The 22,239-nt window shown below is 65.0% G+C and carries 24 protein-coding genes; 4 read left to right on the top strand and 20 right to left on the bottom strand.

Annotated elements, in window-relative coordinates; all coding sequences use genetic code 11:
- Positions 1 to 23 precede the first annotated feature (23 nt).
- The gene (locus KEM60_RS04575) at positions 24 to 779 is read right to left on the bottom strand and encodes an SDR family oxidoreductase (protein ID WP_219106308.1); all 756 of its coding nucleotides are present in this window, start codon (positions 777 to 779) and stop codon (positions 24 to 26) included.
- 106 nt (positions 780 to 885) lie between these two features.
- On the opposite strand from KEM60_RS04575, the gene KEM60_RS04580 reads away from it, so the two are divergent.
- The 4 genes from KEM60_RS04580 (at position 886) to KEM60_RS04595 (ending at position 4,666) form a co-directional block, all read left to right on the top strand.
- A complete protein-coding gene (locus tag KEM60_RS04580) occupies positions 886 to 2,148 on the top strand; it encodes an AMP-binding protein (protein WP_255574233.1) in 1,263 nt (420 codons plus the stop codon).
- A gap of 30 nt (positions 2,149 to 2,178) precedes the next feature.
- Positions 2,179 to 2,514: a PLD nuclease N-terminal domain-containing protein gene (locus KEM60_RS04585; protein WP_255574234.1), complete on the top strand. Its 336-nt coding sequence runs from the start codon at positions 2,179 to 2,181 to the stop codon at positions 2,512 to 2,514.
- Complete coding sequence (locus KEM60_RS04590) at positions 2,515 to 3,405, top strand: 1,4-dihydroxy-2-naphthoate polyprenyltransferase (protein ID WP_219106309.1); 891 nt, start codon at positions 2,515 to 2,517, stop codon at positions 3,403 to 3,405.
- 139 nt (positions 3,406 to 3,544) lie between these two features.
- The gene (locus KEM60_RS04595) at positions 3,545 to 4,666 is read left to right on the top strand and encodes a glycerate kinase (RefSeq protein ID WP_219106310.1); all 1,122 of its coding nucleotides are present in this window, start codon (positions 3,545 to 3,547) and stop codon (positions 4,664 to 4,666) included.
- A 488-nt stretch (positions 4,667 to 5,154) separates the two neighbouring features.
- On the opposite strand, the gene KEM60_RS04600 is transcribed toward KEM60_RS04595, so the two are convergent.
- The 19 genes from KEM60_RS04600 to KEM60_RS04690 all read right to left on the bottom strand — a co-directional run bounded on the left by KEM60_RS04600 (position 5,155) and on the right by KEM60_RS04690 (position 22,186).
- Entirely contained in the window at positions 5,155 to 5,475 is a 321-nt protein-coding gene (locus tag KEM60_RS04600; RefSeq protein ID WP_219106311.1) for a DUF4229 domain-containing protein, read from the bottom strand.
- A gap of 99 nt (positions 5,476 to 5,574) precedes the next feature.
- Positions 5,575 to 6,585, bottom strand: a complete 1,011-nt coding sequence (gene ccsB, locus KEM60_RS04605) for a c-type cytochrome biogenesis protein CcsB (protein ID WP_219106312.1) — start codon at positions 6,583 to 6,585, stop codon at positions 5,575 to 5,577.
- 109 nt (positions 6,586 to 6,694) lie between these two features.
- Positions 6,695 to 8,380: a cytochrome c biogenesis protein ResB gene (locus tag KEM60_RS04610; protein WP_219106313.1), complete on the bottom strand. Its 1,686-nt coding sequence runs from the start codon at positions 8,378 to 8,380 to the stop codon at positions 6,695 to 6,697.
- Positions 8,381 to 8,446: 66 nt separating this feature from the next.
- Positions 8,447 to 9,199, bottom strand: coding sequence for a cytochrome c biogenesis CcdA family protein (locus KEM60_RS04615; RefSeq protein WP_219106314.1), 753 nt, complete (start codon positions 9,197 to 9,199; stop codon positions 8,447 to 8,449).
- Positions 9,199 to 9,813 (bottom strand): TlpA disulfide reductase family protein, encoded by a 615-nt coding sequence (locus tag KEM60_RS04620; protein ID WP_219106315.1) that lies wholly within the window; start codon positions 9,811 to 9,813, stop codon positions 9,199 to 9,201. The genes KEM60_RS04615 and KEM60_RS04620 overlap by 1 nt, the downstream gene beginning before the upstream one ends.
- A complete protein-coding gene (locus tag KEM60_RS04625; protein ID WP_219106316.1) occupies positions 9,810 to 10,445 on the bottom strand; it encodes a histidine phosphatase family protein in 636 nt (211 codons plus the stop codon). The genes KEM60_RS04620 and KEM60_RS04625 overlap by 4 nt, the downstream gene beginning before the upstream one ends.
- Entirely contained in the window at positions 10,442 to 11,818 is a 1,377-nt protein-coding gene (gene hemL / locus KEM60_RS04630) for a glutamate-1-semialdehyde 2,1-aminomutase (RefSeq protein WP_219106317.1), read from the bottom strand. The genes KEM60_RS04625 and hemL overlap by 4 nt, the downstream gene beginning before the upstream one ends.
- 59 nt (positions 11,819 to 11,877) lie before the next feature.
- Entirely contained in the window at positions 11,878 to 12,540 is a 663-nt protein-coding gene (locus KEM60_RS04635) for a GtrA family protein (protein WP_219106318.1), read from the bottom strand.
- A 69-nt stretch (positions 12,541 to 12,609) separates the two neighbouring features.
- Positions 12,610 to 13,095: a MarR family winged helix-turn-helix transcriptional regulator gene (locus tag KEM60_RS04640; protein WP_219106319.1), complete on the bottom strand. Its 486-nt coding sequence runs from the start codon at positions 13,093 to 13,095 to the stop codon at positions 12,610 to 12,612.
- 155 nt (positions 13,096 to 13,250) lie between these two features.
- Positions 13,251 to 14,258, bottom strand: a complete 1,008-nt coding sequence (gene hemB / locus KEM60_RS04645; RefSeq protein ID WP_219106320.1) for a porphobilinogen synthase — start codon at positions 14,256 to 14,258, stop codon at positions 13,251 to 13,253.
- A 205-nt stretch (positions 14,259 to 14,463) separates the two neighbouring features.
- Complete coding sequence (locus tag KEM60_RS04650; protein ID WP_255574235.1) at positions 14,464 to 16,080, bottom strand: uroporphyrinogen-III synthase; 1,617 nt, start codon at positions 16,078 to 16,080, stop codon at positions 14,464 to 14,466.
- Positions 16,077 to 17,069: a hydroxymethylbilane synthase gene (gene hemC, locus KEM60_RS04655; RefSeq protein WP_370626285.1), complete on the bottom strand. Its 993-nt coding sequence runs from the start codon at positions 17,067 to 17,069 to the stop codon at positions 16,077 to 16,079. The genes KEM60_RS04650 and hemC overlap by 4 nt, the downstream gene beginning before the upstream one ends.
- Entirely contained in the window at positions 17,066 to 18,376 is a 1,311-nt protein-coding gene (locus KEM60_RS04660; RefSeq protein WP_219106321.1) for a glutamyl-tRNA reductase, read from the bottom strand. Before KEM60_RS04660 ends, hemC begins: the two co-directional genes overlap by 4 nt.
- Positions 18,373 to 19,023, bottom strand: coding sequence for a redox-sensing transcriptional repressor Rex (locus KEM60_RS04665; protein WP_255574236.1), 651 nt, complete (start codon positions 19,021 to 19,023; stop codon positions 18,373 to 18,375). Before KEM60_RS04665 ends, KEM60_RS04660 begins: the two co-directional genes overlap by 4 nt.
- Before the next feature lie 162 nt (positions 19,024 to 19,185).
- On the bottom strand, positions 19,186 to 19,449 hold the full coding sequence (locus tag KEM60_RS04670; protein ID WP_219106323.1) for a glutaredoxin family protein: 264 nt from the start codon (positions 19,447 to 19,449) through the stop codon (positions 19,186 to 19,188).
- 103 nt (positions 19,450 to 19,552) lie between these two features.
- Positions 19,553 to 20,518 carry a lysophospholipid acyltransferase family protein gene (locus KEM60_RS04675; RefSeq protein WP_219106324.1) on the bottom strand — a complete coding sequence of 322 codons (966 nt, stop codon included), beginning with the start codon at positions 20,516 to 20,518 and terminating at the stop codon, positions 19,553 to 19,555.
- Entirely contained in the window at positions 20,499 to 21,581 is a 1,083-nt protein-coding gene (locus tag KEM60_RS04680; protein ID WP_219106325.1) for an NAD-dependent epimerase/dehydratase family protein, read from the bottom strand. Before KEM60_RS04680 ends, KEM60_RS04675 begins: the two co-directional genes overlap by 20 nt.
- Positions 21,582 to 21,759: 178 nt before the next feature.
- Positions 21,760 to 21,858, bottom strand: coding sequence for a 30S ribosomal protein bS22 (locus KEM60_RS04685; protein ID WP_003792170.1), 99 nt, complete (start codon positions 21,856 to 21,858; stop codon positions 21,760 to 21,762).
- A 127-nt stretch (positions 21,859 to 21,985) separates the two neighbouring features.
- Complete coding sequence (locus KEM60_RS04690) at positions 21,986 to 22,186, bottom strand: helix-turn-helix domain-containing protein (protein ID WP_219106326.1); 201 nt, start codon at positions 22,184 to 22,186, stop codon at positions 21,986 to 21,988.
- Positions 22,187 to 22,239 lie beyond the last annotated feature (53 nt).

A 22,239-nucleotide genomic window follows, 5' to 3' on the forward strand; every position in this document is an offset into this window, starting at 1 on the left:
TCGGCCAGGTCCGAGCGGGTGAGTCAATCCCAGATCGGCGCGCGGTGCACCTTGTATTGCGCTGCTTGCGCGAGAGGACGCACCGTGAGCTTGTCGATATTGACGTGGCGGGGCAGTCCAGCGACCCAGGACACGCATTCAGCAATGTCTTCTTGAGTGAGCGGTGAGTCAACCCCGGCGTACACGGCAGCAGCTTTGTCAGCGTCGCCGTCAAAGCGGGTCAAGGCAAACCCGTCCGAGTGCACCATCCCCGGGGCGATGTCGCAGACCCGCACGGGCTGTCCGCACAGTTCGAGACGCAAGGCGTCAGTGACCGCGACCTCGCCGTACTTAGCTGCGTTATAACCAGCGCCGCCCTCGTAGGCCATCTGTCCAGCGGTGGAGGTGATCATCACGATGGTGCCAGCGCCGGAGGCGAGTAGGGCGGGCAGGAGGGCTTTGGTGACCCGCACGGTGCCGAGCACGTTGGTGTCAAACATGGTGCGATAGCGGTCCAGATCGGCGTGCGCGACGGGTTCCGCCCCGGATGCCCCGCCAGCGTTGTTGACCAGCAACGTCAGCTGTGGTCCCACGTCCTGGGCAAGGGCAGCGACGTCGTCATCGGAGGTGACATCGCAGGTGAGCGTGCGGCATCCGACTTCTTGGGCGAGCGCAGCGAGCTTGTCAGTGCTTCGGGCGACGGCGATCACCTCGTAGCCGTCACCGACCAGGCGTCGCGCCGTGGCCTTTCCGATCCCGCTGCTCGCTCCGGTCACCACAGCCAATCCACGATTCGTCATGTTTGCCATTCTGGTCACCCGATCGGGTTGAAAGGCGGTGGGGTGGCAGGTTCGATGGGGACGTCGACCGCGCCTGTGCCGGTGTCAGCGCTATTAGGGTGGGCGGGTGAGTCGCCGTCTTGAGGTCTTGCCGATGCGGGTCGGAGCCGATCTGGCGGAGGTGATGAGGTCGGTGTCGGCGGCATTGGCCGGGACTGGTCCGGCGGTGCTCCCTCGCCCTGCGGGAGCGGATCTGTCGGTTCCAGATCATGATCCGCAGACGCTTCCTGATGATCTCGCAGTGGTGGTGGGCACGTCCGGGTCGACAGGCGCCCCCAAATTGGCGTTGTTGACGGCGACAGCGTTGCGCGCGAGTGCTGCCGCGACAGCTGACCGGTTGGGCGGGACGGGTGACTGGTTGTTGGCGTTGCCTGCGCATCATGTGGCGGGGATGCAGGTGGTGGTGCGCGCAGTCTGCGGTGGAGGTCAGGTGGTGGCCTCTGCTGCGGGCCCGTTCACGGTGGGGGTGTTCGTGGCAGGGACCGCTGCGTTGTCGGCAGGCGGTGCCGGGCGGCGGTACACCTCGTTAGTGCCGACGCAGCTGGCGCGATTGGTCGCTGATCCGGCGGGGGTAGCGGCATTGGCGGCGTATGACGCCGTACTGGTGGGAGGCGCGGCCTGTCCGGTGTCTCTGCTCACGCGCGCTCGGGAGTTGGGTGTGCCGGTGGTGACGACGTACGGGTCCAGTGAGACCTGCGGGGGGTGCGTGTACGACGGGCTGCCCTTGTCGGGGATACAGCTGCGCTTGGAAGGGGCGGATGAGCTCGGGGTGGGTCGGATCTGGGTGGGGGGTCCGGTAGTGGCGTCTGGATATCTCGGTGACCCGGTGCGCTCTGCTGCAGCGTTTCCACAGGTCGAGGGGCAGCGCTGGTATCGCACCGATGATCTCGGGCGGATAGATCCCTCGACCGGCAGGGTTCAGGTGTGGGGACGCGCCGATGATGTGATCGTGTCGGGTGGGATGAAGGTGTCACCGCGCGTGGTGGAGGAAGCCGTGGCGTCGGTCCTCCCGGCCGGCTGGACGGCAGTGGTGGTGGGGATTCCGGACAGCCAATGGGGCCAGCTGGTGGGATTGGCGGTGGCTCCGCAGGCCGCAGCGGATACCGCCGGGGAAGTCGGTACGGCGGCGTCACGGTGGGTCACCGGGGGTGGTGGTCTGGAGATGCTGCGGGAGGAATTGCGCGATGCGCTGCCGCGATATGCGCTGCCGCGGGTGATGCAGGTGTGGTCAGAAATTCCGCTGATCGGGGTGGGCAAACCGGACCGTGCGGCGGTGCTCCGACGTTTGTCTGCGGCGGCTGACACAATGACTGGCACCGACATGCCGTGAAGACGGCACCGGCCTTGCCCGTGATGTGAGATGACGGTGCGGCCGGGTCGGGTGGTCGACCGGATGAAGGAGTGCATGGTGCTGCGGGTGCTGGTGGGGTTGGGGGTGTTGGCGTTCACGGTCTACGCGGTCGTGGATTGTGTGCAGACATCCGAGGAACGAGTCCGGGGGCTGCCCAAGCTCGCATGGGTGATGATCGTCCTGCTCTTCCCACCCGCCGGTGGCTTGGCGTGGTTGATCGCGGGCCGGCCGGCAGGCCCGTCAGGGTCGTCGCTACCGTGGGCGAACCGTCAGGGCGGCCCCCAGGACCGCCAGAGCGGACCGAAAGGGCCAGACGATGACCCCGAGTTTTTGAAGGGGCTGTGAATGGCTTCGCTGCGCGATTGGGTGGAAGGCGCCCGCCCCCGGACGTTGCCTGCGGCGGTGGCTCCGGTGGTGATCGGCACCGGCGCTGCGGCCGCGATCGGGAAGGCCTCGGCCGCTGCAGCATTGCTGGCGCTGCTGGTGGCGGTGTCCTTGCAGATCGGCTGCAATTACGCCAATGACTACTCCGACGGGATCCGCGGCACCGATGCCGAACGGGTCGGGCCGGTGCGTCTGGTGGGCCAGGGACTGGCTGATCCGGACGACGTCAAACTGGCGGCGTTCGCCTGTTTTGGATTCGCGGCCATGACCGGGCTGGCGCTGTGCGCCTTGGCCAACACCTTCTGGATCCTGTTACTGGGCGCGGCGGCGATTTTCGCGGCGTGGTTTTACACCGGAGGCAGTTCGCCGTACGGCTATCTGGGTTTGGGTGAAGTGTTTGTTTTCGTCTTTTTTGGCTTAGTGGCGGTGATGGGCACTCAATACACCCAGGCGTTGCAGATCACCACGGCGGGATGGGCCGGGGCCGTCGGTTGTGGCGCATTGAGTTGCGCGATTCTCATGGTCAACAACATCCGCGATATTCCCGGCGACCGGGTCGCTGGGAAACGCACCCTGGCGGTGCGACTCGGCGAGAGGTATGCCCGATTGGCGTACGCCGGGATGATTGCGGTGGCATTGGGCACAACCATCGCCACGACGTTTCATCACGCCGGGGCCTTGGCCGGGTTAGCCGCATTTGGCTTGGCGCCGTGGCCGGTGGCTAAGACCTTGCAAGGGTCCAAGGGACGGGACCTCATCCCGGTCCTTGCGGCAACTGGCCGGTTGACTTTGGCCTTCGGTGTGCTCTTTGGGATCGGGATCGCGCTAGCCCCACAGCCGCTGCTGGGCTGAGACGTCTCGGCCTTCTGTGCCGGATCGGCCACGCGGCACGGGTCGCCTCGCGCAGAATGCTGCTGCGGACCTCTAGCGGAGGCTCCGTGGTCATCATCCGCGTCGTCCGTCGAGGGCGACACCATCCCCAGGAGCGTTCATGCCCCGCGTTCTCATCGCCGCCGACAAGTTCAAAGGTTCCCTTACCGGCGCCCAAGTGTTGGAGGCGATCTCCGCGGGCATCGCTGAAGCGGTCCCTGATGTGCAGGTGTGCAGTTCGTTGATCGCTGACGGCGGCGATGGCACCTTGGATGCGGCGGTGTCCTCGGGTTTCACTCGGGTCCCAGTGTCTGCCTCCGGGCCGTTCGGGGAGCCCGTTGAGACGTCGTACGCCGTCCGGGACGGGCGGGCCGTGGTGGAGATGGCTGACGCGTGCGGGATCGTCCGGGCCGGTGACCGGCGGGACGCGTTGCGGGCGACCAGCCGTGGCGTGGGCGATGTGATGCGGGTGGCGTTGGATAGCGGCATCCGGGACATCGTGTTGGGGATCGGCGGCAGCGCTTCCACTGACGGCGGCGCAGGCATGCTGCAAGCCTTGGGTGCCAGGTTGCTCGACGCCGAGGGCGCGGACCTTCCCCCCGGTGGGGGTGCATTGGCTCGGTTGGCGCAGGTGGACCTGAGCACGCTGCACCCCGCCTTGGCGGAGACCACGATCACGCTGGCCAGCGATGTCAACAATCCGCTGCTGGGCGAGCAGGGCTGCGTCGCGATCTTCGCTGGACAAAAGGGCGCCGACGAGGCCATGAAGGTGGAATTGGAGGCGGCGCTCACCCATTACGCGGCGCAGATCACTGCGGCAGTCGGCCGGGATGACACCGCATTGCCGGGCGCTGGCGCTGCCGGTGGCGTCGGTTATGCCGCGATGGCAGTGCTGGGTGCGGGGATGACACCGGGCATCGATGTCGTGCTGGGGTTGGGCGATTTCACCGAATTGTTGCCTGGCTCAGACCTGGTCATCACCGGTGAGGGCGCGCTGGATCTGCAAACTCTGCTGGGTAAAGCCCCAGCGGGGGTGGCCCGGGCTGCGAAAGCGGCTGGGGTGCCGGTGATCGCGTTGTGCGGAGTGGCATCGTTGACTCCGCAGGAGGTGGTGGACACCGGCTTGGCCGCGGTCTATCGACTGGTTGAGCTGGAACCAGACACCGCAGTGTGCATGCGGGACGCCGACCGGTTGCTGCGAGAGTTGGCTGCCCGAGCCGCTCGGGATCACTTCGTCAACTAATGGCTCACCCCCGCCCGGGCCACCTCGCCTCAACGAGGTGGCCCGGTCCGGCGGGGGTGGGTGTCGTCGGCATCACGTTCGTGGTGAGGGTGGCCTATCTGCCTCTCCCTGCTACTCCCTCAGCTGCCTGCGGAAAAGATCCGACACCATGAGGGCACTCACCACGAAAGACCCTATTTCCCAAGGGGTCGCATTCGCAGTGAAAATGATATATCCACTAAGAGGAGCCGCCACGATAAAAAATGTCCAGGCTGCCCAGGCGGGCAGCGACTCCCGCACCAGAGGATTCAGCCACGCCGCGACAACACCCGCCAGAAAGAAAAGCGCCAATCTCATGAACTTAGCAGTTCCAATACCAGGGGCCGCTAGACGGTGAAAAAAGTTATCACTGCCAGGAATTCACCACTAGTTTTCACCAGCGACCGGCGGAGGCACAGGGGTGAAATCGACCAGAAGGTCAAAGCTTATCTAGAGAATCACCGGCCGGGTTAGCGATACCGCTGACCGTCAGCGGCGATCTCCACCTCTTCAGCGTCTTCGTCGCGCTGGCGAGCCGGGCCTTTCTGATCGCCCTCAGCAGCCGCCGTATCATCCTGATCGGCACGATGCTCGATGCGAGAGGCGATCTGGGCGCTCAATTCCTCGCGCGGCCCATTGAGGAAAAACAGCGAAAACAGCATCGCAGCGGTGGTAGCGGCTAGGACCCACAGCAGCAGGTTGTCCCGCATAAAGGGGATCAACCAGAGGATCAGCAAGCAGGCAGCGAAGGCAAGAAGCCTCCAGAGGGAATAGCGGACGATGGCGGACATGTCACCTTCTTCGACGTAAGGTTCGTCGCCCCGGTCGGTGTCTTCCTGGGGTGGCGGGATCGGAAATGTCGCGCAGGGATGGTGCTGCGCCGTCGACGGTCATAGACCTGAGTAGGTGTGCTGCCCGCCGGCGTACAGATTGACGACGGTGAAATTCACGATGATCGCGACGTACCCGACAATCGCCAGGATATTTCCGGTACGTCGGCTCCACCCACTGGTGGCCCGGGCATGCAAATAAGCGGCATAAATCACCCAGATGATAAAGGTCCACACCTCTTTGGGATCCCAGTTCCAATAAGAACCCCAGGCTTGCTGCGCCCAGATGGCCCCGGCGATCAACGAAAACGTCCATAGCGGGAAAGCCACGACATGCATGCTGTACGCGAAGCGATCTAAGGTCTGCGCAGTGGGTAATGCGTCTAAGAAACTGCGCGCTGACTCCCCGGCCGCTAGTCGTTGTTCACGTCGCTCCCGCGCGAGCTGCAACAGCAGCACGCTAAACGCGATCGTGAAGATCGCCACCGACAACGTAGCGATAGGCACGTGAATAGCAAGCCAGAGGCTTTGCAAACTCGGCAGCAGCTCCGCTGCGGGGGAATACCACACGGTCAACGCCAGACCAAGAGCGAGCAGTGCCGGGACAGTGACAAAAAGGCCAAGCCACCGCAAGGGGCGACGTAAGGCCGCCCCGACGTACAAGGCCATGGCCAGGAGCGTCACCACCACGGTGAACTCAAACATATTCGCCACCGGCACCCGATGCACCGCGAGGCCACGACAGATCACCGAACCTACGAGCAGCATCGTCGTCAGCCAGGACAGGGTCATGCCCAGCCGTCCCCATCGGTCGCTGCGGCTCTCAAGGAGTCGCTGCCCCTGGTCTTCAGCCGCCTCGGCAGAGGACGAGACATCCGAGGCAGAGGACGAGACGTCTGAGACGTCCTCCTCAGCTGCGCCGCCGACAGTGACCAAAGCGGGATCAGGTATCCGAGCGGGTCGCGGCGCAAACGCCACATGGACTGCGAAGGCCAACATCGCCACGGTCAGCGCGACCATCGCGACGTAAAGGAACAAGTTCGCGTAATGCGCCAGCTGCAGTGAGGTCATGGGGCCTGTCCGGTGAGGTCGGTACGGGGTCGTCACGTCCCGGGTGCGTGTCCTGGGATATCGGACCCGGCAGCACGACCGGTCGGTGCCGGTCGACGTCGACGGAGAGTCAGCTTAGTGTCCGTTTCGTGCCGAACGGCTCTTGTGCCGGGACCAGTTCGTTCGACGGTCGTCCTGCTGCGTCAATCGAATCCAGAAGCCGGGTCACCATGGCACCGAGAGCAGGGTCATCGTGCTTCGCTAGTGCAGCGATCTGCACCGTGCTGCGTCGTACACCCTCAGGCCCATCAGGGGCAGCCGTCACCCGCACGAAGACTCGCCGCCGCCGGACTGTCAACGAGGCGACCAGAGCGAGCGCAGCGATCACAGCGCTGCCCAGGGCCAGCGGGCGAGCAGGATCGTAGCGGGTGGACACCCCGGCCCAGCGTTCCACAGCGTCAAAGGTGACGCTGCCGCGGTCGCCGGGGAGACGAACGGTCTGTCCAGGGGCGAGCGTCAAGCGGGTCAATGCCCCAGATTCGTCTTTGACAGGGGTCATGGCGGAAACGTCGAGGGAGTACACCGACTGGGAACGTCCGGCGGGAAAGAGGTTGCCTTCGTAGACGCCGAGCACCAGGGCCGGATTGGTGGGTGCGGGGAAGGTGGATCGGACCGTTCCATCCGCGCTGGTCCCGGCGGTGGGGAGGAACATCCCGACCAGACCGAGCTGCCGTGGAGTGGCGCCGGTGACTTTGACTGCTCCCACCGAGGTGTAGTCGGCGTCTTGCGGCAGGAAGACGACGTGCTGGTGGAAGAGGACCTTCCCGGCCCGGTCCCGCACCGTGATCATCGGGGCGTAGCCGTTGCCGAGAAGGTAGACCTGGGCACCCCCGAACGACAGCGGCGAGTTCACGGCCAGTTCTCGGCGGGTGACGGGGGCGCCGGGGCGTTCGGTGATGGTGGTGCGAGCCCGGAAATCCCGGGGGGCACCGACCTGGGCACCGGCGCGAGGGTCTGTCTCGAACCGGACGTCAAGGGAATCGATCCGCACGGTGAAGGGGGACAGCGCATCTGTGTCGACCCACGGGCCTGGGGAGAAGGTGTCGTAGCTGCCGACGCTGTTGGAGAATGACTGGCCGACGGGGACGATACGGTCGCCGCGCCACCCGACGAGATGTCCCCACGCGACCGCGACGATCAGCACCAGCAGTGCCGCATGGAAGATGAGGTTGCCGCTTTCTCTGAGGTATCCGGTCTCTGCGGAGACCACTGCGGGGTCGTCGTCGCGGCGTTGCCGATATCGCCGACCGAGGGCGGTGCGGGCCCGGGCGGTGACTTCTGACACGTCTCCGATGACGATGCGTTCTTCGTGGACGGGCAGGCGGTCCAGACGGGACGGCGCTCGGGGTGGTTGGGATCGCAGGTTCTGCAGGTGTTGGCGGGTCCGAGGGATGAGGCAACCCACCAGTGAGGTCATCAGCAACAGGTAGATCGCGGAGAACCACGGAGAGCTGAACACATCGAACATCCCGATCCGGTCGAGCCAGGGGCCGCTATCGGGGTGGTCAGCGATCCATTCGGCGACGCGCGGCGCGTCCACCGCCCGTTGGGGAAAAACCGACCCGGGTACGGCGGCGATCGCGGTCAGCAGCAGCAGGAACAGTGCTGTTTTCATGCTGGTCAGTTGCCGCCATGCCCAGCGAGCCAGGCCGACCGGACCGAGTTCGGGCAGTACGGCGGTGTTGGCTTGGGGGGACGGAGCGTTCCTGGCGGGGGTGCTGCCGGTGGGGTGCTCGTCGTGTGGCTGTTCGTCCATGGCTCGTTCAGAGTGCCACACCGGCAGCTCCGGGAGTCCAGGAGTGTCTAAGTGGGACGACTCGGCTCACAGGGTGGGGACGAAACCACCGACGAGTCGCGACTGCACCCAGGCCATGGAGGTGTCCCAACTACCAGTCACCAGGAGCACTCCCACTGTCGCCAACAGCGCTCCCCCGCCGATCTGCACGCCCCGGTGGTGTCGACGGAGCCAGGAGGTCGCGGCCACCGCGTGGGACCAGCCTGCGGCGATCACCAGGAAGGGCGCCCCCAACCCGAGGCAGTAGGCGATGCCGAGGGCTACGCCTCGGGCGATCTGGCCGTGGTCCGCTCCGGTGGTGGTGGCCAGGGTGTAGATCACCGCGAGAGTGGGGCCGGTGCACGGTGCCCATCCGACAGCAAACACCATGCCCAGGAAGGGTGCTCCGGCCAACCCGGCGGCGGGTCGCCATCGCGGTGACCAGCTGTGTCCTTGACCCACACCGAGGAAGACCGCTGCCATCATCAACACCAGGATCCCACCGAGCATCGAGAGGGTACGGCGGTGCGCCGCGAGCATCACCCCGGTGGCCGACGCAGCCACGGTCCCTGCGAGGAACACCACGGAAAAACCGGTGACAAACAAGGCCGCCCCACCGAGCACTCGGCCCCGCCGGGCGGGTGCGTCCCGCTCGTCGGCAGATAACCCGGTGACATAGCCCAAAAATCCAGGCACCAATGGCAGCACACACGGTGAGGCGAAGGACACCACTCCCGCAGCCCAGGCGATCAGCGCCGCTACCAGCAGGTTACCGTCGATGAGGACGCCACCGGTGGACATCAGGTCTCCTTCAGGACGTCCTGGACGAGTCCTACCACCGTGGATTCGGCCGTGACTTCCCCAGAGACGCGGGCCGCGATCCGACCCTTGCGGTCCAAGACCAGGGTGGTCGGAGTCGCTGCAGCTTTCCCCTGCAACGACAGCGGCACGGTTCGGTCGGGGTCGGAAAGTTGTGGGTAGGTCAGACCGAACCGCTGGACCACTGCTTGGCCGGTGGCGGCTGACTCTCCCGTATCGATCCCGAGGAAACGTACGTCGGGATGCGCCGCAGAGAGTTGGGTCCACGCTTGTTGCAATCGGGGCAGCTCAGCTTGGCAGGGACCACACCAACTTCCCCACACCGAGAGGACAACAACTTTGCCCTGTTCTTTCCGGCTGGACCAGCTACCGCCGTCTAGCAACGGCCCGGTCAACTGCACTGGCTCCCCCCGCCGGTCCGGCGCGATCTGTTCGATCGCGCCGTGACCAGCGGCGTCACCACGGCCGTCGCTGTTTTTAGCCAGCTCAGACACGGAGTTTGGATCGCCGGAGCATCCGACGAGCACCGATGACGCCAGGATCAGGGCCGACAGCGCCATCGACCGACGCGCCGCGGCCCCACGGCGGCGGGTCATGCCCCCGGGACCGAGCTGGCTCCGGCGTACAGCCGACACGCAGGCTCGACGTAGGCGACCGACTCGATCTGATCCCCGACGAAGGCCACCGAGGTCAACGAGGCGAGATTGCACCGCCGACGACGGGGGTCATGCCACAACCGCTCCCCTTGGATCGACCTGCGGACAATCTCCACGGGAAGTTGGTGACTCACCAGGACCGCTTCGTGGCCTTCCGCCGCATCCCGCGCTGCCATGACCACCGCCCGCATCCGGGCCGCAATCTGCTGGTACGGCTCACCCCAGCTGGGGCGCAACGGGTTGACCAGATGCGGCCACACCGACGGTTCACGCAGCCGGTCCGGCGTAAACGGCCGACCCTCAAAAACATTCGCCGCTTCGAGCAGCCGGTCGTCGAGACGCAGGGCTACCCCGGTCTGTTCCACGAGCGGTGCAGCAGTCTCCTGCGCCCGCTCCAAGGGCGAACTCACCAAGACCGTGATGTCCCGGCTGAGGAGATGATCCGCAGCTAACTGCGCCATCTGACGCCCCCTAGCGGACAGGTGATATCCGGGTAACCTGCCGTACAACACCCCTTCGGGGTTGTCGACTTCGCCGTGGCGCAACAGATGGACGATCGTTCGGCTGCTCATGCGCCCATGCTCCCATGCGCAGCGGCTGCTGCCTGCGCCGCGCGAGGCAGGGCCGCCAACACCTGCTCCACCGCGTCGTCATCATGAGCCGCCGAGCAGAACCACGCTTCGAAGGCGCTGGGAGGCAGGTGGACTCCAGACGCCAACATCTCATGGAAAAAAGCCCGGAATGCGTCAACGTCTTGCGCCTTCGCTCCCTCGTAATCGGTGACGGGGCCCTCTCGGAAGAACACCGAGAACATGCTGCCTGCCCACTGCACCACATGCGGCACCCCAGCCGCGGACAGTGCCGCGCTCGCCCCTGAGGCAATAGTTTCAGCCGCTGTCTGCACTCGGGTATAAACCGACTCGTCACAAGCCTGCAAGGTCGCCAGTCCAGCCGCAGTGGCCACCGGGTTTCCTGACAAGGTGCCCGCCTGATAGACCGGACCGGACGGGGCGAGCAACGCCATCACCTCGGCCCGCCCTCCGAAAGCTGCCGCGGGGAAACCTCCTCCCATTACCTTGCCAAAGGTGAACAGGTCAGGCGCACCTATGTCTCGACCGGTGTCATCGACCTGATAAGGGCCTTCTAACCCATACCAACCCGCACGAGAGCATCGGAAGCCGGTCATCACCTCGTCACTGATCAGCATCGCGCCATGGGCTGTGGTGATCCGGCGCAATGCCGCCGTCCACCCCGGCACCGGCGGCACCACACCCATGTTGCCTGCGGCGGCTTCCGTGATGACTGCCGCGATCTGATCGCCATACTCGGCAAAGGCCGCTTCCACAGCGGCAATGTCGTTGTACGGCAACACGATCGTCTCGGCAGCGGCACTTTCCGGCACCCCAGCGCAGTCTGGCAGCGCGAATGTCGCTACTCCACTCCCAGCGTGCGCGAGTAACGCGTCAACGTGACCGTGATAGCACCCGGCGAATTTGACCAACCGGCTTCGCCCGGTCGCTCCCCGCGCCAGCCGTACGGCGGACATGGTGGCCTCAGTCCCGGAACTGACCAGCCGGACCTGCTCGACCGGAGCCACCCGCGACACGATCTCTTCGGCCAGCGCGACCTCGTTCTCGCTCGGGGTGCCGAACGAGAAGCCACGTGCCGCGCTGCGCTGCACTGCGTCCAGCACACGAGGGTCGGCGTGCCCCAAAATCATCGGCCCCCAGCTGCCGACCAGGTCGACGTACCGGCGTCCATCGGCGTCAGTGAGCCATGCCCCCTGGGCCGAAACCATGAACCGTGGGGTCCCGCCCACTGCCCGGTAGGCCCGGACCGGACTATTGACCCCACCGGGGATCACCTGGGAGGCACGCGTGAAGAGCGCCGCGGATGCCGGGGCGTCGTAGGGGTAGGAAGGCAGCTCAGCAATGGGGTCGACCATGCGCCCATCCTCCCCCATCTTGCCCGTCGACCGGGGATGGTGGCCGGCGTCAGCTGGGCTCAGCCTGCAGTGGACGACGTGGTGGCCGGAGAAGAAGACGCCGATGTGGCTGGAGCGGTCAGCTGACCCTCACCTGCCGCAGCAGCAGCATCGGCGTGCGTCGAGACCAGAGCCGCCGAGTCTTTCGTTGGCTGGCCTGTGGTCCCCCGATCCTGCGGAGCTGGTTCCGACTCCGAGGCGTCGGAGTCGGAACCGAGCGATGCAAAGGTCCACAGCTTTTGCAGGACAAAGGAGATCGGGGTGGTGCACAGCACCTGGATGAGTTGCGCCCAGTACAACGGGCGACGCAACCCGGTGCTGCCGTCAAAGACATCCCGAGGCAGGCCAAAGAGCGAGCCCGGCGTCATCAACAAGGTCATGATGAACAGCCCAAACAGCTGGGCAACTAATCCCACTGCGAAGAATCGCAGCAGGCGTTTACGGCTTGCCCGATTTTCGCCGCCAAACGTCCAGAAACGGTTGATCTCGAAGTTCCAGACATTGGCGACAACGAAAGCTGCCATCGCGAAAAGGTGATAAACGCGGACGCTCTTTGACGTGGGCCACAACTGGAAGAGTGCTTCCCGAACCTGGTGGTCATTCATGCCAGTGAGCTTCTGCAGCACCACCACGACCGCCAGGTTCACGATGACACCGGACCCACCGACAAGACCGAACTTCACGAACTCGATCAGGAAGCCCCTGTTGAGACGCCCGGTCCTCAGATCACCATTACTCGACACTCGTCCAGTTTACTGGCCTGTCGGGGGCCGACCGTCACCTCCGGTCGACAAGCGGTCCCTGATCCGGCGCATCAACTCGCCGAGAACGAGGAAGTCCGCACGTCCCAGCGGGTCCACCAAGGTCTGGCGGACACTGTCGACATGCGCCCGAGCAAAGGCGTCCAAGACCGCATGACCTTCCGCAGTGAGGCAGAGTTCTACCCCACGTTTGTCATCGGGAACAGGCCGACGACAAACCCAACCACGCCGTTCCATCCTACTTGCGGTGTGCGTGAGTCGGCTCCTTGACTGGACCGCGATGTCGGCAATCACCGACATTCGCTGCGACCCACCGGGCACCTCGGAGAGAATCGCAAGGATTTCATACTCCGACAATGACGTTCCCATGGGTTGGAGGGCACGGTCGAGAGTTTCAAACACCTGGCAGCTGGCCCTCAAATAGGACCGCCAAGCGATTTGTTCCTCCTCGTCCAGCCACCGCTGTGAGCTGTCCATGACACAGCCCCCGTTCCCGTCGTCCGTGCGTGACATCCGCGACATACACCATTCCTCATCGGCCAGCCCAGGGCGAGCCCTGGTTTCTTCCTCCGACCCAGGAACAGGGGTCCCGGGACGGCCACTTCCCATGACGGTCACCGCGCGAACAGTGATTATCCGAGAAGGTGGGCAACCTCCCCTGCGTAATAGGTCAGGATCTGACCGGCCCCCGCACGTCGAATAGAAATGAGGCTTTCCAGAATGACCCGCTCCCGGTCGATCCAGCCGTTCGCAGCGGCTGCTTCGATCTGGGCGTATTCCCCAGAGACCTGGTAGGCGCTGACTGGGACCACAGATTCTTGGGCTACCGCCCGAAGCACGTCGAGATAGGGCAGCGCTGGCTTGACCATCACCATGTCGGCACCCTCAGCAATGTCCAACCGCACTTCACGCAGCGATTCGGTCAGATTTGCCGGATCTTGCTGGTACGTCGTCCGGTCCCCGGTGAGGGTCGATTCGACGGCGTCACGGAAGGGGCCGTAAAAGCCAGAAGCATACTTAGCGGCGTACGCCAGCAAGATGGTGTCCGTGTGACCCGCTCCATCCAACGCCGCCCGGACATACCCAATCTGGCCGTCCATCATCCCGGATAGCCCCAACACATGCGCACCGGCGGCGGCTTGCGCCAAGCCCATGGCAGCGTACCGCTCTACGGTGGCATCATTATCAACGACGGTGACTCGTCCGCCGCCAGGCAGGTCGCGGCTGGTCAGCACGCCGCAGTGGCCGTGGTCGGTGAATTCATCGAGGCATAGGTCCGCCATCACGACGAGGTCATCGCCGACGGCGTGGCGCACCTCAGTCAAGGCACGATTGAGGATGCCCTCAGGATCGTCAGCGCCACTGCCCTGAGCATCTCGGTGAGCCGGAACCCCGAAGATCATGATCCCACCCAGTCCGGCCTGAACCGCTTCTCGCGCGGTGGCCACCAGCGAGGTCATCGAGTGTTGACTCACCCCGGGCATGGAGCTGATCGGCTGCGGCTCGGTGGCCCCCTCGCGCACAAAGACCGGGAGGATGAGTTCGGCTGGGTCGAGGCGGGTTTGGGCCACCAGCCGACGTACTGCCGGGTTCTGCCGCAACCGCCGCGGACGGATGGTCAACGCGTGAGGATGGGGCATCGGCAGGAGGACCTTTCGTCACGGGGCGGCCGGTCGCATCGTGCCATACCGGCTGTGCCAACCGTACGATGCCTTCCTGACAGCGACGACAGCGGGTCCATGCAGAAGCTCAAAAATCCCTGAATAAGACTGTCAGACAAGGCATTTAAGGGAAAATGGGGGCCGCCATCGGTGGTGGCGGCCCCCATTGTCATAGTGACAACGTTCAACTACGACGCCGACGCCTCGTCTCACTCGGTCGGACCACTCGGTCGCCGTTCTGTTGGGCAGTCCGAGCCCGCTCCGTGCCGTACGCCGCCAACGCGCCCACCAATGCCGCCGCACTCGGCTCCGGGGCCACCACCGAAACGGTGAGCCCATGCTCCCGCGCGGTAGCCGCGGTCTTCGGCCCGATACACGCCACCACGGTGGCGGCATGTGGCTTCCCGGCAATGCCGACAAGGTTGCGCACCGTCGAAGAACTCGTAAACAGGACCGCGTCGAAGTCGCCCTTCTTAATGGACTCCCGCACCGCAGCCGGCGGCGGCGCCGCCCGCACTGTCCGATACGCCGTGACATCGTCGACCGCCCAACCCGCTTCCTGCAGGCCAGCGACCAGAATGTCGGTGGCGATATCCGCCCGTGGCAGGAATACTCCGTTGATCGGATCCAAGTCAGGGTCATACGCCGGCCATTCGTGCAGCAAACCCTGAGCGGACTGCTCCCCACTGGGGACCAAATCCGGCTCCAAACCCATGTCCCGCAGGGCAGCTGCGGTCACCCCGCCGACCGCGGCGATCTTGAGCCCGGCGAAGGCCCGCGAGTCCAACCCGCGCTCAGCGAACTTTTCCCGGACCGCGCGGACCGCGTTCACCGAAGTGAAACCGACCCACTCATACCGTCCGGTGACCATGCCCTCAATAGCCCGGTCCATTTGCGCCGGGGTCCGCGGGGGCTCAACGCTAATGGTGGGGACAACCTCACCGACCGCGCCATACCGTTGCAACTCGGTCAGCGTGGAGCTGGCCTGCTCTTTCGTTCGGGGAATCAACACCCGCCAGCCAAACAAGGGCAGTGATTCAAACCAGCTGAAGGCCTCTCGACCAGCAACATCGCCACCGATCACCGCGACCGTCGCGCCAGGCAATCGTCCCGACCGAAGCACCTTGGGCGCCTCAGACAGGGCAACCACGGTGGTGCGCTGCTCTGTGGTGCTACCGCCCACGACGAGCGCCACGTCGGTATGCGGGTCGCGGCCAGCGGCCAACAACCGCTCGATTCCCACCACCAGTTCCTCAGCCAAACCCATCAGGGTGACCGAGAGGTCGTCATCAGCAGCGGTCTCCCACGAGGGAACCGCCTCAATCTGGGTGACGATCAAGGAAACCGAGGTCTCTGAGCTCGCCCAGGGAATCCCGGCGTACGTCGGGACAGAGGTGGCATAACTCACCCCTGGGACGACCTCCACGGCTAGCCCGGCGTCCAGACAGGCCGCCAACTCAGCGCGTAAGGTTCCGGCCACGCCGGAGGCGCCGTCCATCAATCGGACGACCAGAGCGCTGCCCTGGTCGTCGGTGGGTTTACGGGCGATATCTCGGACCAGACGGGCCAACAGCTGACCCGCTCCCTCTTCAGCGGCGTCGGAGGCCTCGACGACGCGAGCGTCGGACCGTGCATGACGGTCCACGATGGAACGAGGAGTGCCCCGGTCAAGGACCAGGACATCAGCTTGGGAGACGAGTTCTGCGCCTCGGACGGTGAGCAGTCCGGGGGCTCCCGGACCGGTACCGACGAAGGCGACACTGGCCAAGGCATCGTCTCCAGGGGACGAGTGCTCGATCACGAATGGTGCTCCTGCGGTGCGATCACGAAACGGTCGGCGCCCTCGTCGAGCATGCGACGGGCCAGGTCGGCACCGAGTTCCTCTGGGTGGAGAGGCGTACCGGCGAGACTGCGCCTCAAGGAGAAGCAGCCATCCGCCGTCCCTATGAACGCATCAAGCCCCATTTCTATTCCCGCGTCCACCATGTGGATTCGGGCATAGGCCCCGATCGGTGCCGTACAACCAGCTTCCAAGGTGGCCAACAGAGCCCGCTCAGCTGTGACCTCGGCCCGGGTGCGGGGATCATCCAACTCCGCGACAGCAGTCACCACGTCAGCGCGGTCCTGACGGCATTCCACGGCCAAAGCACCCTGACCCGCGGCAGGGAGCATCACCGTGGGATCCAACGTCTGAGTGATCACATGAGCTTGACCCAACCGGGAGAGCCCAGCTCGCGCCAAGATCACGGCATCGCACTCGCCGGTGGCGACCTTCGCTAATCGAGTGCCCACATTGCCCCGAATCGCTTTCACCGTCAGATCCGGCCGCCACGCAGACAATTGGGCTGCTCGACGGGGGGATCCGGTCCCCACCACGCTGCCTGCTGGCAGCTCCGCCAGACTCAACCCGTCCCGGGCCACCAGCGCATCCCGAGGATCCTCACGCGGTGGGACTGCCGCAACGACCAGTCCCTCCGCTGGAGCAGAGGGCAGATCCTTCATCGAATGGACAGCCAAGTCGACGCGATCATCCAGCAAGGCCTGCCGGATCGCCGACGCAAAGACCCCGGTGCCGCCGATCTGGGTCAGCGGTGCCGTGTTGACATCACCTTCGGTGACGACCAGGACCATCTCTACCTCGTGGCCGCACGCCCGGAGCTGATCGGCGACCCATCCCGCCTGAGTCGTGGCGAGTTCGCTGCGTCGCGTCGCTAGTCGCAACGGTCGGTTCATCGGGGTGCGGGACCCCACAGCCGTCCTGTCGTCGTGGATGATGCCACCTCCGGTCATGCCAGGCCGCCTTTCTCCGGGGGGGAGGAGACGGCGGCTACGTCGTACGGGTCCAGGTCAAACAGCTCACGCAGCGCGTGCGCATAATCACCTGGTTCGGACCGACCGGACAATTCCTTCACCCGGACAGTGGGGGTGTGCAACAGCTTTTCCACCACACGATGCATCGCCAGCCGCACTTCACCCAACTCCTGGGGAGTCAGATCAGGCAACCGCGCGCTCAGGCGGGCATATTCCTTGGCCATCACATCCTCTGCGCGGCCTCGCAATGCCGTCACCGTCGGCGCGACCTCGAGGCTGCGCCGATGCGCGAGAAAACTCGCCACCTCGGCAGTCACCAGGTCATGCGCCCGGGACACTTCGTCGATTGATCCTCGCGTCGCAGCGATGACCTCACCGAGCTCTGCCAGCGCAACCACCTCCACCCCGTCATGGTGCCCTACCTCAGGGTCCACATCGCGTGGCAGGGCCAGGTCCAGATAGATCTGCGCCCGCCCTGACCGTGCCGCACAGGCCCGACCGACCCGTTCTTGATCCAAGACATAACCGACGGCGCCGGTGCATGAGATGACGATATCTGCGCGGGCCAGTGCGTTGTCGAGATCCTGCAAAGGCACAGCCTGACCTCCGGTCCCGCCAGCCAGACGTTGTGCCCGCTCGAAGGTCCGATTCACGATCACCAGCTCAGCGCAGCCCATCCTGGCCACTGTGGTCGCCGCCAAACTACTCATCGACCCGGCACCAAAAACCATCACCTTGGCCTGAGCTAACGGGCCGACATGGCTGACTGCGGTGGACAGCCCGGCTTCCACCAAGGACAACCCGGCATGGTCCAACCCGGTCTCGGTATGGGCCCGTTTAGCGACCCGCAACGCCTGCTGCACCACCGCGTTCAGCACCGGACCTGCCCGACCGGCCCGCTGGGCCCGGCGCAGGCCGGTGCGCAGCTGGCCCAGAATCTGTCCCTCACCGACTGCCATCGAGTCCAGTCCGCATGCCACCGCAAACAGGTGAGCGATCGCGCGCTCTTCGTAGTGGACATACAAGTGGTCAGTCAGCCGCTCCCGAGGCATCCCGGTGGCCGTCACCAGACATTGGCCGATCTCAGCGACCGCACCGTGGAAGGTCGTCCCGTCGGCGTAGATCTCCAAGCGGTTACAGGTGCCCAGTACCATCACCTCACGCACGTTGCCGCAGGCGGCAAGCGCGGCGGCCAGGCTCTCCACTTGGCGGTGGTCCAGCGCGGCTTCCTCCAGGACCGACATCGGCGCACTCCGATGAGACAGTCCGATGGCGATCAGACTCATACCTGCGCCCCTCCCTGCGCATGGAAAGCCAGGATTTGCAGCTCGTTGGCCACATCGACCTGGCGAAGGTGGACCCCTGGTGGTTCGGGGAGAACCGCCGGGGCGAAGTTGAGGATCGCCGTCACACCGGCCTGGACCAGTTGAGCACATACCGATTCCGCAGCGTCCTCGGGGGTGGCGATGATCCCGATGACCGGTGCCAATTCAGCGGCCATCGTCGCAAGTTCGGACATGGGTCGGATCGGTTGACCTGCGACCTCGCTGCCGGTGAGTGCCGGATCAGCGTCGAAGAGACCGGCGATGCGGAATCCTCGCTCGGACAGACCGGGATAACGGGCCAAGGCTTCCCCTAGGCGTCCCACGCCGACGACCAGCACGGGCCAGGCATGGGAGAGACCTAGAGCCGACGCGAGGTGACCGGCAAGACGGACGGTGTCATAGCCGACGCCACGTACTCCGTAGGAGCCCAGCAGGGAGAGGTCTTTGCGCAGCTGGGCGGGGGTGACTCCGGCGGCGGCAGCTAACTCTGCGGAGGAAACTGACCGTTGGCCGTGTTCGGTGAGTCTGGTGAGCACGTGCAGGTAGTCCGGGAGGCGGATGACGGTTGCCTCGGGGACGTCCCGGCGCACACCGTTCTCTTCACTCACGGACACCGGCTCCTCGTTCGACGCGATCATGTCTGGGCGTCCCGCCAGGACGCGTTGATCGGGGTGTTCCCGTGGATGGCCGCCCCCGCCACGGGCCCGCCCGCAGGGACCCAGGGCCCGACGGTGGAGAAAATGGACAGTTCACCATAGGCGGCACGGCGTTCAGGCGCCAAACGTCGCCGCCGGTGACCGAAGTGCCTCCCGGAGTTCGTCTTCGTCGATACGGAGCCGACATCGTACGACGCCGTCGATGAGGATCAGGGGGACCTCGTCCCACCAGTGTGGATCGTCTGCTCCAGTGCGGGTGAGGTCGCGCTCGTGCCAGCAGATGTCTTCCTGGTGGGCTACGGCGGTGAGGGTTTCCCGGGCACGGTCACAGAGATGACAGTCGGGGATCGTCACCAGGAGCACACGAGGTTTGGACATACCTGCAGGTTACGCGCTGATTCGCGGTAAGCCGCTTGGAGTGCCTCGCTCGGGCTGGGCACGCGTGGGTGCCGGGGCGCCTGGCAGCAGGCCTGCCCGGCGATCAGCCGAAGGCAGGTCCGCGGTGGGCGAGCAACTGATAGAGCGTGCGTTGGATGGTCTCTCGCACGCTGTCGGTGATTTCCAGGACCAGGACGGGGTCATCGGCGGCTTCTGGAGGAAGGCCGCCCGTCTCAATGGGAGCCCCGAATTCGATGATCCATTTGCTGGGCAACGGAATGAGCCCCAGCGGCCCCAACAGCGGAAACAACGGTGTCACTGGGAAATACGGCATTTTGCATGCCTTAGCGAGGAGCGGAAGATCAGCGAGAATCGGATAGGTCTCCTCAGCTCCCACGATGCTGCACGGAATGATAGGCACCTGTGTGCGTAACGCAGACGCCACAAAACCACCCCGCCCGAAACGTTGCAGCCGGTAGCGCTGGGAAAACGGTTTACCGATGCCTTTGAAACCTTCGGGCCACACCCCCACTAATTCTCCGGCACGCAGCAGCCGTTCAGCATCGAGAGGACTGGCCAGGGTACTGCCCGAACGTCGAGCCCATGCCCCCACCACAGGGGTAGAAAACACCAGGTCAGCCCCCAACATTCGGAGGTGACGGTGTGCTGGATGGTCATCGTGGACAGCCAGCTGAGTCATCAACGCATCGAGCGCGATCGTCCCGGAATGGTTACCCACGATCAAGGCGCCGCCATCCTGGGGCACGTGATGCATCCCCCGGACCTCCACCCGAAACCAGGATCGGTAGAGCGGACGCAGCAGCGGTAGGAATACGTTCTCGGTGAAGTCGGCATCAAAACCAAAGTCGTCGACGTCGTACTCCCCGCTCACCCGCCGCCGAAGGAAGGCGAGGGTGTCGGCGACCCGATCCTCCACCTGCTCCTCATCCACGCCGATCTGCCGGGCAGCCCATCGCAGCGCTTCGACGAGGGCGGTCACTGCGGCAGCGATGTCCTCCACGCCGTACGGGAGTGAGGAGGCGGCATGATCAACGGATGGGTTGTCCATCGCGCACCTCTTCTCGGGATCGTAGGCGGGCGTCGACGTTCGACATCAGATCGGCGCTCCAACGTCGCCACCGGCGGGTCACCGTCCCGTACGGCGGCGCGGGAAAGGCGGTGGCGGCCTCCAGGAAGGCGTGGCGGGTGTCCCTGGTCGGCAGGAAACCCAACCGTTCCTGGATGGCGGAATGATCCAATACTCGACCGTGGCGCAGAAATGCCAGATCTGTGGGGCTGGCCACGACCGGCCCAGCCAACCCGATCCGGCGACCCCAGGCGAGGGCCTGATGCATGGACGCCCCCGCGGTGGCGGGCAACGCGAGGCAGACCCGCCCGGTGAGGGCAGCGGCCTGGGAGACGGTCACCACCCCAGGTGCTGCGACGTTGACCGCACCGACCGGAGGCCCGACGACCGCTTGGACCACAGCTGCCACGGCGTCGTCCTCGTGCAGGAACTGCAATCGAGCGTCATACCCCATCGGGACAGGCACCACTGGTAACGCCAGATAATCCAATAACCGTGACGACATCTGTGACCCCACAACGTGCGCCAGACGTAACGTCGTCCATTCCAGGTCGGGTCGCCGACGCAGCACTGCCCGAAGGTATCCCTCTGCGTCCAGCACATCCCGAACGGCCCCCACCGCCCGGCCGCGAGGAATGACGAGATCCTCAGTAAACACCGCAGGGTCTTGGGCCGAGGAGCCGTAAACCTCACCGCTGGAACGCATCACGATCCGACGTAGCCGGTGAGACTGCTGACAGGCAGCCAGCAACTGCATCGTGCCTACGACGTTGGTTTCTTTTTGCGCGGCACGCGCCTGTCCACCTAGCGGCCTCGTCGACAACGCCAGGTGCACCACTGTGTCGATATCAGCCTGATCCAACAACCGGCCCACTACCGGGTGGCGCACGTCACTACGCACGAAGTCAGCCGCCCCGAGCGATACCAACGGAGCCGTCACATCCAAGCCGATGACCCGCCCCACCTCGGTATGTGCCGCGAGGGACCGAGCCACCCCAGCACCCAGACGCCCACCTGCCCCGGTCACCAAGACATTCCCTGCCACCCAGCACCTCCTTCGCCGCAGACGGTCGACGCTCGGTGGCGATCCACCTGCCCAGACGTGGCTCAGGCCGGGCAGAAGCTCATCTCAGTCCTGATGAACGACAAGGCCCACCCCTGAACAGGGAGCGGGCCCGATCGTCACACCGATGCTCCACGACCATGTCGGGGCACCGGGCACGTCACTTCTTGTTACGACGCTGGTGACGCGTCTTGCGCAGCAGCTTGCGATGCTTCTTCTTCGCCATACGCTTACGACGCTTCTTGATCACTGAGCCCATGAGTGGTCCTTTCCAGAACGATCCGCAAAAGAGTATCCCGCCGACGACGCCGCGCGGAAATCACTCGATCCACGATGACACAACGGACCGTTCGGAGTCGTCACACCCCCACCAGCGGCGTCACCACTCATGCGGTCTCGACGTACGCCGCCTCCAAGTAATCGGCCACCGCCTGATGCGGCACCCGGAAACTACGACCGACTCTCAACGCCGGGATATCCCCGCTGTGGATGAGTCGATAGACGGTCATCTTCGACACCCGCATCTTCGAAGCCACTTCCGCAACGGTGAGCAGATTCGACGCGTCAATTCGAGCGACGTCTGACATGGGAGACCTCCGGGCCAGGTGCTCGCCCGCCGATGTCGACGGGCGACGAAGGA

The sequence above is a fragment of the Austwickia sp. TVS 96-490-7B genome (assembly GCF_019331795.1).
In the GTDB taxonomy this organism is placed as follows: Bacteria; Actinomycetota; Actinomycetes; order Actinomycetales; family Dermatophilaceae; genus Austwickia.